Annotated in this window: 14 protein-coding genes; 7 read left to right on the top strand and 7 right to left on the bottom strand. The window is 63.7% G+C overall.

What is annotated here, in order from left to right; genetic code table 11:
• The first annotated feature begins 173 nt into the window (after positions 1 to 173).
• A complete protein-coding gene (locus EP837_RS17510) occupies positions 174 to 2690 on the top strand; it encodes a TonB-dependent receptor (protein WP_197486371.1) in 2517 nt (838 codons plus the stop codon).
• Positions 2691 to 2740: 50 nt separating this feature from the next.
• On the opposite strand, the gene EP837_RS17505 is transcribed toward EP837_RS17510, so the two are convergent.
• From EP837_RS17505 to EP837_RS17475, 7 genes are all read right to left on the bottom strand, one after another.
• Positions 2741 to 4078, bottom strand: coding sequence for a sensor histidine kinase (locus tag EP837_RS17505; RefSeq protein WP_066531326.1), 1338 nt, complete (start codon positions 4076 to 4078; stop codon positions 2741 to 2743).
• A complete protein-coding gene (locus EP837_RS17500; protein ID WP_066531324.1) occupies positions 4075 to 4752 on the bottom strand; it encodes a response regulator transcription factor in 678 nt (225 codons plus the stop codon). The genes EP837_RS17505 and EP837_RS17500 overlap by 4 nt, the downstream gene beginning before the upstream one ends.
• Before the next feature lie 119 nt (positions 4753 to 4871).
• Entirely contained in the window at positions 4872 to 6032 is a 1161-nt protein-coding gene (locus tag EP837_RS17495) for a hypothetical protein (RefSeq protein ID WP_197486370.1), read from the bottom strand.
• 83 nt (positions 6033 to 6115) lie between these two features.
• Positions 6116 to 6781 carry a TorF family putative porin gene (locus tag EP837_RS17490; RefSeq protein ID WP_066531321.1) on the bottom strand — a complete coding sequence of 222 codons (666 nt, stop codon included), beginning with the start codon at positions 6779 to 6781 and terminating at the stop codon, positions 6116 to 6118.
• A gap of 43 nt (positions 6782 to 6824) precedes the next feature.
• On the bottom strand, positions 6825 to 8042 hold the full coding sequence (locus EP837_RS17485; RefSeq protein ID WP_066531320.1) for a S8 family peptidase: 1218 nt from the start codon (positions 8040 to 8042) through the stop codon (positions 6825 to 6827).
• Entirely contained in the window at positions 8039 to 8677 is a 639-nt protein-coding gene (locus EP837_RS17480) for a zf-HC2 domain-containing protein (RefSeq protein WP_066531317.1), read from the bottom strand. Before EP837_RS17480 ends, EP837_RS17485 begins: the two co-directional genes overlap by 4 nt.
• Positions 8678 to 8684: 7 nt before the next feature.
• The gene (locus tag EP837_RS17475) at positions 8685 to 9284 is read right to left on the bottom strand and encodes an RNA polymerase sigma factor (RefSeq protein WP_066531806.1); all 600 of its coding nucleotides are present in this window, start codon (positions 9282 to 9284) and stop codon (positions 8685 to 8687) included.
• 134 nt (positions 9285 to 9418) lie between these two features.
• Here EP837_RS17475 and EP837_RS17470 point away from each other — a divergent pair, with 134 nt between their 5' ends.
• The 6 genes from EP837_RS17470 to EP837_RS17445 are packed head-to-tail and all read left to right on the top strand — an operon-like array spanning position 9419 to position 14942.
• A complete protein-coding gene (locus EP837_RS17470; RefSeq protein ID WP_066531315.1) occupies positions 9419 to 9823 on the top strand; it encodes a cupredoxin domain-containing protein in 405 nt (134 codons plus the stop codon).
• Complete coding sequence (locus tag EP837_RS17465) at positions 9820 to 10560, top strand: ferritin-like domain-containing protein (RefSeq protein WP_197486369.1); 741 nt, start codon at positions 9820 to 9822, stop codon at positions 10558 to 10560. Before EP837_RS17470 ends, EP837_RS17465 begins: the two co-directional genes overlap by 4 nt.
• Positions 10560 to 12329, top strand: a complete 1770-nt coding sequence (locus tag EP837_RS17460) for a carbamoyltransferase family protein (protein WP_066531314.1) — start codon at positions 10560 to 10562, stop codon at positions 12327 to 12329. The genes EP837_RS17465 and EP837_RS17460 overlap by 1 nt, the downstream gene beginning before the upstream one ends.
• Complete coding sequence (locus EP837_RS17455) at positions 12326 to 12538, top strand: DUF5989 family protein (protein ID WP_066531310.1); 213 nt, start codon at positions 12326 to 12328, stop codon at positions 12536 to 12538. Before EP837_RS17460 ends, EP837_RS17455 begins: the two co-directional genes overlap by 4 nt.
• Before the next feature lie 2 nt (positions 12539 to 12540).
• Entirely contained in the window at positions 12541 to 13614 is a 1074-nt protein-coding gene (locus EP837_RS17450) for a class I SAM-dependent methyltransferase (protein ID WP_066531308.1), read from the top strand.
• Positions 13614 to 14942, top strand: a complete 1329-nt coding sequence (locus EP837_RS17445) for a PQQ-dependent sugar dehydrogenase (RefSeq protein ID WP_197486368.1) — start codon at positions 13614 to 13616, stop codon at positions 14940 to 14942. The genes EP837_RS17450 and EP837_RS17445 overlap by 1 nt, the downstream gene beginning before the upstream one ends.
• Positions 14943 to 15098 lie beyond the last annotated feature (156 nt).

The raw sequence follows: 15098 nt of genomic DNA, 5'->3' as shown, positions 1-15098 counted from the left end.
TTAGAGATATTTGCGATCTCTTCAAGTTTATGTTCGTTTCTGCCAACATGAAACGAAAATGACAGCTGATATACTGATCATGTTACATTCAATGTAATAAAACTGTTGTCATCACAGCCTAGTGGCCAGCCCCGCAAAAGCATCCACTCAATGGGTCTTAAGGGGTTTTCAAAATGATTCGCTCTTCCACCTCGCTGCTGCGTGCCTCGCTCTGCACCGCGCTGCTGGCTTCCGTTTCCGCTCCCGCCCTGGCCAGCACCACGGCCGAAGAACAGGCTCCCCTCGAAGCCGCGGCGGCCGACGATGCCGGCCTTGCCGCAATCGTCGTCACTGCAACCAAGCGCGAAACCAATTTGCAGGAAACGCCGATTTCCATGGCGGTGATGAGCACTGAGGCGCTCAAGGATCGTCACGTGTCGAGCCTCTACGACCTCGCCGACGGCGCTGTTCCGTCACTGCGCATCGCGACCTTCGAAGCGCGCCAGTCGGCCCTCACCATCGGCATTCGCGGCATCGTGCCGCTCGACGCCAACCAGCCCGCGCGTGAGCAGGGCGTCGGCATCTATGTCGATGGCGTCTATATGGGCCGCCAGCATGGCCTAAACGCTGCGCTGTTCGACGTCGAGCGCGTCGAGGTGCTCAAGGGTCCGCAGGGCACGCTGTTCGGCCGCAACACTGAAGGCGGCGCGCTCAGCATCGTCAGCAAGGCGCCAACCGGCGAGTTCGGCGGTCGCGTGGAAGCGGGCATCGGCAATTATGGCGGCCGCACCGCCGACTTCCACCTCGACCTTCCAAAGGTGGCGGGCTTTTCCGTCAAGCTGGACGGCGTGATCCAGCATCAGGACGCCACGACCGAGAACCCGCTCGCGGGCCAGGCGGGCTGGAACTACTACAACCGCAAGGGCCTGCGCGCTGCCGTACGCTGGCAGCCGACGGACACCATCACGAACGACTTCGCCTATGACGTCGCGAAGGATGAGAATACGCCCTTCTACAGCCAGTTGCTGAACTACAATCCCAACAGCTGCGCCAACGGCACCCAGGCGTCGCAGCCTGCCTGCACCCTGCCCGGCACCGCTTACACTAACCTGACCGGGGGTCCGGTGAAGCCGCTGCTGCCCGGCGTGGTCGTCAATGGCGATAGCCGCATGAAGGATGCCGACATCGGCGTGCCACAGCAGGTCAGCGTCGATAAGACGCACGGCTTCACCAACTCGCTGAAGTGGCATTTGTCCGACGAGCTGGAACTGCGTTCGATCACCGCATGGCGCGGCGTCGATGCAACCCAGTGGGACAATTCGGGCGGTGCGCACCGTCCGCCGCTGGTCAATCTGACCGCCGCCTGCACCCTCGCGGCTCCCTGCGCCTTCAGCCGGTACAGCCTGGCCGACCTGCGCCAGCGCCAGTTCAGCCAGGAAGTCCAGGCGGTCGGCACAGTCGGTTCGATCGACTATGTCGCGGGCCTGTTCTACTTCAATGAGCATGTCAGCGACGATGCCGCGACCCCCAGCTCAATGGGCGTGGCCCTGGTTGGCGGCACGCCGACCTATGTCACCATCCCCTTCTGCACCGCATCCACGCCGGCTTTCGTCGACTCGGCGGTCAACGGCTGCTCGATCGACCGCGCTTCGGAAGTCTGGTCGAAGAGCTACGCCGCCTATGGCCAGCTGACCTGGAACGCCACCGACGCTCTGCATATCACCGTGGGCGGCCGTTACACGCACGACAAGAAGAAGGGCGTGCTGCATTATTCGCGCAATGTGAATTATGACCTCACGCCGCCCGCCGCGAGCGTCGGCTACAAGCCGCTGGATGCGACGTGGAACCGCTTCAATCCGATGGCGACGGTGGCCTATGACGTCAGCAACGACCTGCACGTCTATGCCAAATATGCGACCGGCTACCGCGCTGGGGGCGCCAGTTCGCGCACGTCCAACTATCAGGCGTTCGATCCGGAAGACGTGAAATCCTATGAAGTCGGCCTGAAGTCCGACTTCTGGGGCGGCCGTGGCCGCTTCAACCTGGCCGGCTACATCATGGACCGCAAGGACAGCCAGGTCGATATCAGCTCGATCCAGTTCGTCGGCACGAGCAGCTTCAACAACCTCGTCACCATCAATGCGCCCGGCACCACCAAGATCCGGGGTATCGAGGCCGACCTGACGGTGGAGCCGATCGACGGGCTGACGCTGAACGCGTCCTATGCCTATACCTATACCAAGATCCCGCCGGTGCTGATCACTGCGACCGACACGGCGGGCCGTTCGACCAGCGTCTATCAGCAGTTCTACATCGTCTTCACGCCGCGCAACGCCGCGAGCGGGTCGATCGACTATGCCCTGCCGATCGGCGGCGGCGACACGAAGCTGAAGTTCCACTTCGACGGCAACTATTCGCAGGCCACCCAAGCCTTCGATCAGTTCGTCACGAAGAATGACAGCTCGCTGATCTTCAACGGTCGCGTGTCGCTGGCCGATGTCGATGTGGGTTATGGCCGCAACCTGACGCTCAGCATCTGGGGCCGTAACCTGTTCAACGAGCAATATGTGTTCCGCCGCGATCCGTCGAACAGCCTGCCTGCCGCCCCGACGAGCAACGTGACGACCGGCAGCATCGCCAACGTGCTGGGCGACTATGGCAACTTCAATGCGCCGCGCACCTACGGCGTGGAAGCCAGCATCAAGTTCTGATACCGGCTTGAAAGGACAGATGGCGCGTCGCTCCGGCGGCGCGCCATTTTTCATGAGCAGGGCAGATGCACCGTTACCTTAAGGCCCGGCTGCGCGTCGCCCAGCTCGATCGTTCCCCCGTGCAGGCGCACGATCGAAGCCACCAGCGGCAGGCCGAAGCCATGCCCCCTGGCATCGCCGCCGCCCGAGAGACGGCCGAAGCGCTCCAGCGCCCGCGCGCGGTCGTCCGGCGCGATGCCGGGGCCATCATCGGCGACGGTCAGCATCGCTCGGCCCTCCTCGCACCGTACAAGGCCGATGGCGATGCGGGTTCCGGCCGGGCTATGCCGGACAGCGTTCTCCAGCAGGTTGAGGATCATCTGCGACAGCAATTGCTCGTCGCCCGACAGGGTGATGTGAGCCAAGGCCGCGCGCGTGATCACGTGCGTCTCCTCGATCACCGGCTCCAGCGCCTCGACGCATTGCTCCGCCAACTGGGCCAGTTGGACTGGGCGGAAATTTTGCCGCCGCGCGCCGCTGTCCACTTCGGCGATGCGCAGCAAAGCAGAAAAGAGCGTGAGCAGTTGATCGGCCTCGACCTGGGCCGCTTCTATCCGGTCGCTCACGCCCGCAGCCTCCGGATCATGGCTGATCAGGTTCAGCTGGTTGCGCAGGCGCGCCAGCGGCGTGCGCAGTTCGTGCGCGACGCCATTGATCACGTTGCGCACTTCCTCCATCAACTCGTTAATGCGGGTCAGCATCTGGTTGAACGCCTGCGCCTGCTGATCAAATGCGGTGTCCGAACCGTCAACCGGCACACGCCGGGTCATGTCGCCCGCCAGGATCGCGTCCACCGTGCGCCGCATGTCGATGATCCGCCGCCGGATGATCAGCGTGAAGGTGGTCGCCGCCGCCAGAGCTATGCCGATGATCGATCCAAAGCCGATGAAGTAGATGCGCTTGCGAACCTGATTATAATTGTCGAACGGCTCGGTTTCCGCGATCACCGCCAGCCGCAAACCGCGCCCCAGGTCGCGCACCAGCACCCTGCCATGCGACAGGCCCTTGACCCGGTCCGCCACATCGACGCGGGACAGCCCAAGCGGCAAAGGACGGCTGACGCGTAAGTTACCGGCGATCTGCTGCCCCTTTTCCAGCAGGATGAAGCCGAGGTCACCCGTGTCGCGATCGCGCGAGGCCATCATGATCCGGATGCCGATGCGGCGCGGCGACTGCGCTTCGCCGGGCGGCGCGATCATCATGCTCGTGCCGGTGATCCGCTGGACCACCAGATGATCGATCGTCCCGAGCGTCGCGAAATAGATACCGAACGCCGTCGCCAGCGTCGCGCACAAGAAGAAGAACAAGAATGCGAGCGTCAGTGCCCGCAAGGACCGTAGCGATTTCACGCCCTCAGCATATAGCCTGTACCGCGAACCGTCACGATGGGATCGGGATCGTCAAATTCGGTGAGCTTGATCCGCAGCCTGCGGATAGAGGCATCGACCAGATTGGTGGCCGGTTCGAAATCATAGTTCCACACACGCTCCAGCAGCATCGCGCGCGTCATGACGCTGTCGGCGTGGCGCGCCAGTTCGGTCAGCAGCTTGAACTCGGTCTTTTGCAGATTGAGCGTCCTGCCATTGCGCGAGGCGCTGTGCCGCGCCGGGCTGATCACGAGGTCGCCGGCCCGCAGCGTTTCGTCCGAGCCTCTCTCGCTCCACCCCCGCGCTCGCATGAGGGCGTGCAGGCGCGCGTTAAGTTCCGCGGGTTCGACGGGCTTCACGACATAATCATCCGCGCCGCTCTCCAACCCTTCGACCTTTTGCCGCCACTGGCCGAGCGCCGTCATCATGATGACGGGGGTCAGAAGATTATGATCGCGCATGCTCCGGAGCACCGTAACGCCGTCCACGCCGGGCAGGACCCGGTCCAGGATTATCGCGTCGAACTGCTGCGCCGCCACCAGCTCGGTCGCGGTTCGTCCGTCCGGCGCAACGGTCGTGTCATGACCGAACAGCCGCAGTTGCTCATCCAGTTGCGTGGCGAGATCCTGGTCATCTTCGACAAGGAGAAGTTGCATTGACAATGGCCATCCACTGATATGATTCCATTGTGGGAATCTCTATGACGACCAGGTTTCATCCAGATGACAGTTCGAAGATGATCCGAACATTTCCGGGACGGCGAATATATGGGCGTTTAAAGGCTTGAACTGTCCGGAACCGCAGCCATGTCATTCAACAGGCCAAGTTCGTTGAGGCGCATCCACGCCGCTCGCGCCATTGCTGCATGAGCCCGCGCGTCGGGATGAGGGTCCGAAGAGAGACGCCATTGGCGGTCGAGCGGAACGATAACATGGGGGATGCGACCGCCATCGAAAATCGCTGACCGAAGCGCCCGCTCGCGTGGCCGTTCGGGCTGATAAACCGGAACCAGAACCAGCGGCTGCGCGCCACGCGCGCGCGCCATGGCCACATCAGCCCGCAAAAGGCGGCGATCGGTTGCAACTGCCTCTTCGATGGCCGAGGGGGTCCGGTAGGGAAACAGAACACGGCCGAGGCGGCTCAAATACCAAGTTCGTTCTGCGGCGTGCCACCGCCCGGCGCGATCGATCCAGGGACGATTTCTGTCGAGATCGCGCACCAGCAAAGTGGGCGCGTAGAGGATGACGACTGCTACCGGGCGGTGAAATTTTGGAAGTTCCCGTTTCAGGTGAAGGTAAACCTGTCCCGCGGAATAGGCGTTGACTGCGAGATTGGCGCTCTGAATGCCGCTGAGCTTCTGGACCCGGCCCGCGATGGTGTCGCGCCAGTTCAGCCCTTTGCCGAACATGATCGACTCCCCAGCGAACAATATCGAAGGAAGCGCCATGTCCAGCGGTCCAGTTTCCACGCGGTAACCATGAGCCTCGATGACATAGAGCGGACGCGAGGCAAATTCAGGATCGATGATCCGGCGCGCGGGGATGGTGGTCCAGCCAATCAAGGGGTCGGCTTGACGCAAGGGTTCGTCCGTCGGGGTCCAGGCCAGGCCCGCGCGACCCGACCTCCATTGCATCGCCAGTTCGCTCGCGGGAAGCGCCAGCAAAATGGCGGCGGCGACCCCAACCCATCGCCAAATCTTGCCGGGTCGCGCCGCGCGGCGGCGGAAAATGACGCTCAACAGCAAGGCTAGGGCTATCGTCAGCAGAAGGAAGCGCTCAATCTGGACGATCCGCACGAGCCAATCGCTGGGAACCAGGATGTCGGGCAGCAGATGGCGCTCGGTCCACTCCTCGTCCATGCCAGCGGCGAAGCGCAGCAGCAGCAGGGCGACGGCGCCCGTCAGCAGCCGCGCCGTCCAGCTAATCCAATGGCTCATCCGGAAATATGTCGCGTCGTCGCGCAACTTGGCAGGAGAGGAGGCCCACATGCCGCTTTGGTGCCGCTGACGCTTCCTGCGGTTCAAAAGACCAGGGTGAGGCCGATGACCAGCGCTCCGCCGTTATCATGGCCGGGACCATAAGGTCGCTTGTCTTCTGCATATCCGGTCCAGGCGACTTCCAGATCGATGGAGCCCATGTGTCGGCGCAGGCCGAGACGCCAATCCGTCACGCCGCCCGGACTCCCTGCCGGACGATCATCGTTCAGATAGGTCAGCCGCCCCAAATGGCTGACGATCACCCAGTTGCGGGCGAGATCGAGTTGGCCATCAACCTCCATATAGAGCGTCGCCTGGTCTTTGCGGAAATAGCCGGGCGAAATGAAGACACGGCCTGACAGGTTGCGGCCGATGATGCCGATATAGGCTTCGGTATAGCTGCCGCCGCCGATGATCCTGGAATATTCGGTATAGCCATTGTGCACCACGCCCAAGTCTAGCGTCGCGCCGGGCGACAGGCGGTGAGCGAAGCCTGCATATTGTTTAAAGGCGAAGGGTTGGAGGCCATTTGTGCGGTCAGCGACGAGAGCGGCGGAGCCGCCTAGATAAAAGCCGCTGGCGCTGTCATGGACCAGTTCCAGTTCGGCCACGGGGCGGCGATCGCTGATCGGCTGGCCGCGAAGCCGGGCCTGGCTGAACAGGCTGACGCTTCCACCCAGTTGCGCGGCGGCCGGGGCCGCGGGCAGCATGACGCCAACGAGAGCCCAGAGGAGGAGTGCGGCGCGCCTGCGCTCAATCGCGGCCTTTCGTCGCAAGGGATGCAGGGCATGGACCGTCACATCCTGCCGTCCTGCCCTGCACCGTGGCGAGCGCATCGATGACCCCTCCTGACGTGACCAGTGTCGGTCGTCCCTGCCTATTGCGGCGCGCCTGCTTGATCAAGGCGATGAGGCCACTCACATGGGCGGCGGCATAGGATGTGCCATCGACCAGCGCCCAGCCGCCGCCGGGCTCCGTCGCAGGAATGTCTCGGGCCGGTGCGACATAGACGGGGTGGCGCTTGACTGTTTCCGGGTTGCCGGAAACCGCGATGACGCCGGGGTGCGAGGCGGGAAAGCCGCCATTTGCGCGGCCTGGGTCATAGGCGGCGACCACCGACGCGCCGCGTGCCATTCCAGTGTCCAGCAGCATTGCCAACAGGCGATCAGGCGGGCCGCCGAGGCTCATATTGATGATGGGCGCGCGCCGGTCGATCGCATGATGAAGCGCCTTGGCGATGCTCAGGCTATCGCAGACGGCGGCGGCATCCCGGACATTCGTTTGCCAGCACGCGCGCAGTCCGGCCACACGGGCGCCCGGGGCGATCCCGGCGACGCCGATCCCATTGTCCGCCTTTGCGGCGATAATGCCAGCAACTTCGGTGCCGTGGCGTTCGGCGGTGAGCGGGCGGCCCGCGACGAAATTGACGTTGGCGCTGATCTGCCCGGCAAGATCGGGATGGCGCGCGTCGATCCCACTGTCGATGACGGCGACCGTAACGCCCCGGCCGGTCGCGATCCGATGCACTGCGTCCAGGCGCCAGAGGGGCCTTGCGGGCTGGGCAGGATAAAGCGGATCGTCATGCCCCGCCTGGCCCCCAAGCGTCTGATAATCGTGCATCGGCTGCGACCATTGGACCAATCGGTCGCGTGAAACCTCCGCCGCCATGCCTTCTGCCGACGCGCCAGGAGGGAGGCGCATCACCACGCAGTTGAGATTAATGAGGGGCATCGGCCAGTCGGAAACAAGCGTCAGATGATGGGCGCGGGCAATGCGCCGTGCCTCGCGCATTATCTGGCTTCGGCTGAGCCGAGCGCTGTAACCGCCGCCATAGCTGCCGCCTGAACGGAAATGCGGAGCGGGAAGGCGCAACATGACGAGAATGCGGTCGCTGCTGCCCGCCTCCTGGGCTTCACCTGGTTTGGACAGGGCGGTGAGCGCGACAAGAATGAGGATGGCGACGCGGATCATCGCCTTGGATCAGCATCGAGCGGCTGGGCCAGCATGACGCCTGGGTGCGCCCGCAGTGCCGCCATCGCCGCTTCGCGCCGTCCCGGCTCGACATCCAGCACATAGGCGCCGGTCGCTGTTGGCCCATCGACCAATCTTGCGCTTGCGCGCACAAGAATAGCCCGCAGCTCCACTTCGCTGATTTGAGGACGGAACAGGACCAGGATATCGCCGCCCACGCGCGTGGTCGGAGCGCTGAGAGTGCGATAGTCGGCCGAGGGATGAGGCTGTGTCAGCAGAAGGAGGCATGTGAGCATCGCCATTTGGACTCCCGCACAGGCGGCGAGCGCGACGGGCCAACTTGTCCCGATCCAGAGTCGTTTAGACGGCTGCGCCTCCCGTTGGCGGGTGCGGTGGCTGGGAGCCAGTCGGCGCTGCAATTTCTGCCAACCGAGTGCGGGTTGAAGAGGCAATCGGATGACTTCCCGCTTCAGGTGATGCTCACGATCAAGCGCGGCGCGGCATTGGCTGCACTCGCCGAGGTGGCTTTCGACCCTCGTCAGGTCCTCTGGCTCCAGTTGGCCAGCCGCATACCAGGGCATCAACATCTCTGTGGTCAGGTGCGGATCGTCGCGGAAGGAGAGGATGTCAGCCATTCCCACCTCACACCCAATCGCTGAATTCGCCGGCGAGCTCGCGCCGCAGGTGCCGCCGGGCGTGAAACATGCGCGTCTTTACGGTGTCCACAGGGCAATCCATGATCTGCGCGATTTCGCGATAGCCGATCTCATGGAAATAGGTGAGGTCCACCACCGCCCGCTGTTCGGGCGAGAGGCTGGCGAGCGCATCGAGCAGAGCTTGCCGTGCCCGTTCGTCACCCGCTGACTGTTCGGGCGATCGATCGCCGCTGATCCGGGCTTCTTCGCAAAAATCCTCAATCGGATCGTCCTGCTTGCGGAGCGCCTTCATCGCCTTGCGCCAGGCGATCGAGAACAGCCAGGTGGACAGCTTGCTGCGGCCCGAAAAGCTGTCCGGCCGGTCCCACAACACCATCAGCGTGTCGTCTAACACTTCCTCCACCAGTTGCGGGCGACGCAAAATGTTCATGAGAAAGCGGGCGAGGCGCGGCTGATAGGAGCGGTAGAGACTCTCAAATGCCTTGAGGTCGCGTCGGCGGATGCGGGCGGCGAGGGCAAGGTCATCCTCGGCGCTTGAACGCGCTCGGTCGGATTTACCGCAACCAGCCGGTTGAACCGTCTCCAAGGGCGACTCCTTCGCACCCGCTTCCATGAGTGTGCGCCTGTCGGCGTCCGGTTCAAGATTTTTTGGAGACCCGGTGAACCAAGGCGACGGCAAGCGCCACTTATCTCCGTCCACCGGGAAAACGGAGGCAGGCCATGTCTCATAGGCGATCGCTGGCGGCGCTGACCGCGCTCATCCTCTCCTCATCCGTGACGGCCCAAAGCGACATGTGGAGCAATGCGCGTCCACTGACGCTCAGCCTGTCGAGCTTTAAGTTCGAGCCATCGGAGATCTTGCTGGAACATGACGCGCCCTATCGGCTTCATTTCGTGAACGGCTCGTCGGGCGGACATGATTTCGCCGCAAAGACGTTCTTCGCCGCGGCCCGGATCAAGCCGGAGGACGCGGGGAAGATCAGGGGCGGCCGCGTGGAGGTGGGAGGCGGTGAGAGCGTCGACGTACAACTGATCGCTCCGTCGTCACCCGGCACCTACAAGGTGCGCTGCACCCACTTCATGCACAGCGCATTCGGCATGACCGGGAAGGTCATCGTGCGGTGAAAGCGCTGAATGGCCACAGCTGGCGCATGCCGATCGACCGGCTGGTATGGGCCGACCCGCGTCGCCGCGCGCGCAAGCTGCTGCAGTTCGCCGAGGTCGAGGCGCAGGGTGCGCGCGATCTGTTCCGTGCTGCAGAGGTGGCGAAAGACCCGACGCTCCGCCGCCGCTTCTTTGCCCATGCGAAGGACGAGCAGCGCCATGCCCGGTTGTTCCGAACGCGCGGCCTGGCGCTGCGGCGGACGCTCGCCGATCCGGGGCCGGATCGCGTGTTGGGCGACGGGCTTACCCCGGGCGAGCGGGGGTTCGACCGACTAGAGGTTGAGAAGGAGGACACCGCCGCGCTGCTGGCTTTCATCCACCTGTCTGAAAGCGCGGCAGCGCGAGTGTTCAACGGCTATGGCGCAGTGCTGGACGATGACCCGGAAACCCGGGCGGTGATCCAGCAGATCGCGCATGATGAGGAAGGGCATATGCGCTATTCGCATGCGGAACTTACCCGCCTGGCGCCTCAGCGTGCCGATCAGGCGCTGTGGAGGGCGCGGATGCGACGGCTCTGGCGGGCCTATATGCGCTTTGCGCTGATCGTGGCCGCCATGATGTCGCGCCTCATCCTGACGCTGCTCTATTTCCTTCTGCTGCCGCCCTTCGCCTTGGTCGCCAAGCGCACCGGGCGGCAGGAGGCGGTGGGCTGGCATGCTTGTGCAACGAGGCGGGATGACGGCGGAGGGCAATATTGATGAAGATACTGGGTCTCTCCGCCTTCTATCATGATTCAGCTGCCGCGCTGGTGATCGATGGCTTGCCGGTCGCCGCGGTGCAGGAGGAGCGGCTGTCGCGCCGCAAGAATGACGCAGAGTTTCCGATGCAGGCGATCGAATGGTGCCTCGATCATGCCGGCCTCGAACCTGAGGAACTGGACGCCGTCATCTTTTATGAGCGGCCGGCGCTTAAGTTCGACCGCGTGCTGATGACCCTGCTGCGCAGCTTCCCGCATAGCTGGCGCGCCTTCCCCAAGGCGATGAACAATATGCTGGGCGAGAAATTATGGGTGCGTGGCGTTATCGCAGCGCAACTGGGCGTCGATACGCGCCGCATCCATTTCACCGACCATCACTTGTCGCACGCAGCCGCCGCTTTTCTCGCCGCGCCGACAGAGCGCGCGGCCATTTTGACGGCGGACGGCGTAGGCGAGTGGGCGACGCTGACCGTCGGCCGTGGGAGCAAGGGCACTGACGGTGGCACGCAAATCGACCTGTTGCGCGAGGTGCGCTTTCCTCATTCGCTCGGCCTCTTCTATTCGGCCTTTACCGCCTATCTGGGCTTCAAGGTCAATGAAGGGGAGTATAAGGTCATGGGCCTTGCCGCCTATGGCGCGCCCCGCTTTGCGGAGGAAGTGCGGCGCATCTTGCGGCGAACATCCGATGGCGCGTTCGCCCTGGACCTTGGCTATTTCGATTATCACCGGGCGGTCGATTCCGCTTATTCGCGGGCTTTCATAGAGATGTTCGGGCCGCCTCGCGATCGCTTCGAGCCGATTGATCTCGGCACCCCTCAAGGTCAGCATTATGCCGATGTGGCGGCCAGCGCGCAGTTGGCGCTGGAGGAGGTGATGGTCGATATCGCCATATCGCTGCGCAAGGAGACCGGCCTTGCCGACCTGTGCCTGGGTGGCGGGGTGGCGCTGAACGGCGTTGCCAATGCGCGCATCTTGACCGAGGCCGGGTTCGAGCAGCTGTTCGTGCCGTCCGCGCCGGGGGATGCGGGCTGTGCATTGGGCGCGGCGCTCTATGCCGATCGCATTCTCTTCGGCCGCCCACACAGGGACTGTCCCGATCACCCCTTCTGGGGTCCGGCGGTCGAGCCCGACAATCTGACGCAGATCGCGACGGAGGACGACTTGCCTGTCGCCCGCATCGATGAGGCGGAACTGATCGACAATGTGGTCGAGGCGATTGCCAATGGCGCGATCGTCGGCTGGATGGAGGGCGCGGCCGAGTTCGGGCCACGGGCGCTGGGCCATCGCAGCATCTTGGCTGATCCGGGTGATGAGGCCATGCGCGATCGCCTCAACCGCGACATCAAGTTTCGCGAAGCATTCCGTCCCTTCGCCCCAGTCGTGCCGACTGAGCATGCCGACACGTATTTCGCCCTCCCGCAAGGCGGCAGCCGGCTCGGCCGGTTCATGTCCGGAGTATTTCCGGTTCGCTCCGAATGGCGAAACCGGCTGCGCGCCGTCACCCATGTGGATGGCACTGCCCGCGTCCAGGTGCTGGAAGCAAGGATGGCGCCACGACTTCATGCATTGCTGGCGGCTTATGGCCGGCGGACGGGCATTCCGATCCTCCTCAACACTTCGTTCAACCTGGCCGGCGACCCGATCGTCACCAGCGCGGCGGAGGGCTATTCGACCTTCCGCCGTACCGGCATGGACTTGCTGGTCGCCGACAATGTGCTGGTCCGCCGGCAGCGGGCGCAGCAGCAACCGTTGGTGGAGAAAGTCGCATGATCCGGCGGAAGGGGCGCCTGCGGCGTCAACTCATCATCGTGGGGCAAGCGGGCGGCACGATCGCCGATCTGGTGCGGGGCATGTGGCAATCGCCTGGCGGCAGGCGCTGGATGATCCCATTGGTGGTCTTCCTCTGCTCGGTAGGGGTAATCCTGACGCTGGCCTCCGGAGTCCAGGCGTTAGCGCCGTTCATTTACTCGATCTTCTGAAAATGGACGCGACAGCCCTCTCGCTGCTCGCCTGTCCCCGCTGCGGCGAAGGGCTGGACGACAGGCTGCGATGCCGGGGCTGCGCAGCGACCTATGAGGAGATCGACGATATAGCCGACCTGCGTCTGCCCGGTGACGCCCGCACCGAACGGGTGCGCAGCTTCTATAGCGAAGCGCCCTTCCCCGGTTATCCGCCGCGCGACAGCATCGACTGGCTGCGCGCGCGCGCCGAGCGCAGCCGGTTCGCGCAGATGCTGAATGCGGCGATCCCCTATGACGCGCGGATCGTCGAGGTGGGATGCGGCACCGGCCAGATGAGCCTCTATTTGGCCCATGGCGAGCGGATCGTCATCGCCGCGGACCTCTGCCGCGCGTCGCTGGAGTTGGGCGCAGCGGCAGCGCGGCGGCTGGGGAAGGATCGCGTCCATTTCGTCGAAACCGATGTGCATCATCCCGGTTTGCGCGCGGTTGCTTTCGACATCGTCTATTGTTCGGGCGTACTCCATCACACGCCCCATCCGCGCGCAGCCTTTGCCCATGTGGCGCGGCTCGCCCGGCCCGGCGGCTTGATAGTCCTTGGCCTTTACAACAGCTATGCGCGGCTTCCCCACCGGATGCGGCGGCTGGTCGCGGGGCTGTCCGGATGGCGCTGGGCTCCCGGCGATCATGTGCTGGCCGAGCGGCGTGGAGAGCCCGAAAGGCGTCGGGCGTGGCTGCGCGATCAATATCATCATCCCGAAGAGCATCGGCACAGTCTGGGAGAGGTGCGCCGCTGGTTCGCGGCGAACGGCATCGACTATATCCGCTCGGTTCCCAGCGCCTTGCTGGGTCAGGCCGACGAGGAGCAGAAGCTCATTGACGCCGAGGAGGGCGGCTGGTGGCTGGAAGACATACTTGCCCAATGCGGCTGGATGCGGCCACTCGCTGCGGAGGGAGGGCTATTCGTGGCGATCGGCCGCGCAAGGGGCGCGGACATCAAGGCGAGGATGGGCTTGCCGCCACAATTTACCGAACGGTCGGCCGGCAATGACGATGATCGTTCAGCCGTTGGAAAACAGTCATCAGGGGTAGCATGATGGAAAGACGTCTCGCCTTGCGCTCCATTGGCTTCGCTCTGGCAGCGTCACTCGGCACCACAGCCTGCGGCGATCGGGCTAAGCTTCCCCTGGAGGCGGGCTTCGGGCCGACCCCCACGCTTCCCGCGCCGCGCCAGACGCTGATTCCCACGATCAAAGTTGCACCGGCTCGTGGTTGGCCAGCGGGCGGCAAGCCGGTGACCGCGCCCGGACTGGTTGTCAATCTTTTCGCCGATCGGCTGGACCATCCACGCTGGCTGCATGTCCTGCCCAATGGCGATGTGCTGGTCGCCGAGGGCAGTGCGCCCCGGCGCCCGGAAGACAGCAAAGGGATAAAGGCTTTCTTCATGCGGCGATTCATGAAGAAGGCGGGAGCCGCCGTCCCGAGCGCCGACCGCATCACCATCCTGCGCGACGCTGATAAAGATGGGGTTGCCGAGGTCCGCCGCATATTCCTGGGCGGGCTCCACTCTCCATTCGGAATGGCATTGGTGGGCGATGATCTCTATGTCGCCAACACGGACGCGATCCTGCGCTTTCCCTATCGATCCGGGACCCTCAACATAGAGGCTGCCGGCGCGCATGTGGCCGACCTTCCGGCAGGACCGCGTAACCATCATTGGACGAAGACCATCATCGCCAGTGCCGATGGGCGGAAAATTTATGCGACGGTTGGGTCCAACAGCAATGTGGCCGAACATGGCATGGATGAGGAGGAAGGGCGGGCTGCTATCTGGGAGATCGACCGCGCAACCGGCCGGAGCCGGATCTTTGCGTCGGGCCTGCGCAATCCCAACGGCATGGCATGGGAGCCCGCGACCAATCGCCTGTGGACGGTCGTCAATGAACGGGATGAAATTGGGAGCGATCTCGTCCCCGATTATCTGACATCCGTTCAGGAAGGCGGCTTCTACGGCTGGCCGTATAGTTACTTCGGTCAACATGTCGATAAACGCGTGAAGCCGCCCCGCCCCGACTATGTCGCGCGCGCGCTGATGCCCGACTATGCGCTCGGCCCCCATACGGCATCACTGGGGCTGGCCTTCCTGTCTGGTGGACGGCTGGCCGAACTTTATGGACAGGGCATGTTCATCGGACAGCACGGATCATGGAACCGCAATCCGCCCAGTGGCTACAAGATTATCTTTGTGCCCTTTGCGAATGGGCGACCCTCCGGACCAGCCCGCGATGTTTTGGCCGGCTTTCTCGACGCGAAGGGGAAGGCGTACGGACGCCCCGTAGGAGTCGCGATCAATGGCGACGGAGGCTTGCTGGTCGCTGATGATGTCGGCAATCGCATTTGGCGGGTGACAGTCGATCGGCAATAGCTTCCGCGCTTTACACTTCGCTTTGCTCTGTGGACGCAGGTGCCGCGACTTGGCGGCCATTGTGGAGCGTTAAGCCGGTAAGTAACAGGAGAGCATCAACTGCTCCCGCGCATGCGAAATCAGAAGTTCGCACACGAAGGAATACCCCGCATTGTG

Origin of the sequence: Sphingobium sp. EP60837, from assembly GCF_001658005.1 — a bacterium.
Classification (GTDB): domain Bacteria; phylum Pseudomonadota; class Alphaproteobacteria; order Sphingomonadales; family Sphingomonadaceae; genus Sphingobium; species Sphingobium tyrosinilyticum.
The sequence above is the reverse complement of the archived record's forward strand: the minus strand, read 5'-3'. Positions and strand labels throughout refer to the sequence as shown.

Coding starts and splice junctions, on each gene's coding strand:
- EP837_RS17510 (WP_197486371.1), top strand. CDS start 174: ATGATTCGCTCTTCCACCTCGCTGCTGCGTGCCTCGCTCTGCACCGCG.
- EP837_RS17500 (WP_066531324.1), bottom strand. CDS start 4,752: ATGCAACTTCTCCTTGTCGAAGATGACCAGGATCTCGCCACGCAACTG.
- EP837_RS17495 (WP_197486370.1), bottom strand. CDS start 6,032: ATGAGCCATTGGATTAGCTGGACGGCGCGGCTGCTGACGGGCGCCGTC.
- EP837_RS17490 (WP_066531321.1), bottom strand. CDS start 6,781: ATGCTGCCCGCGGCCCCGGCCGCCGCGCAACTGGGTGGAAGCGTCAGC.
- EP837_RS17485 (WP_066531320.1), bottom strand. CDS start 8,042: ATGATCCGCGTCGCCATCCTCATTCTTGTCGCGCTCACCGCCCTGTCC.
- EP837_RS17480 (WP_066531317.1), bottom strand. CDS start 8,677: ATGGCTGACATCCTCTCCTTCCGCGACGATCCGCACCTGACCACAGAG.
- EP837_RS17470 (WP_066531315.1), top strand. CDS start 9,419: ATGTCTCATAGGCGATCGCTGGCGGCGCTGACCGCGCTCATCCTCTCC.
- EP837_RS17460 (WP_066531314.1), top strand. CDS start 10,560: ATGAAGATACTGGGTCTCTCCGCCTTCTATCATGATTCAGCTGCCGCG.
- EP837_RS17455 (WP_066531310.1), top strand. CDS start 12,326: ATGATCCGGCGGAAGGGGCGCCTGCGGCGTCAACTCATCATCGTGGGG.
- EP837_RS17450 (WP_066531308.1), top strand. CDS start 12,541: ATGGACGCGACAGCCCTCTCGCTGCTCGCCTGTCCCCGCTGCGGCGAA.
- EP837_RS17445 (WP_197486368.1), top strand. CDS start 13,614: ATGGAAAGACGTCTCGCCTTGCGCTCCATTGGCTTCGCTCTGGCAGCG.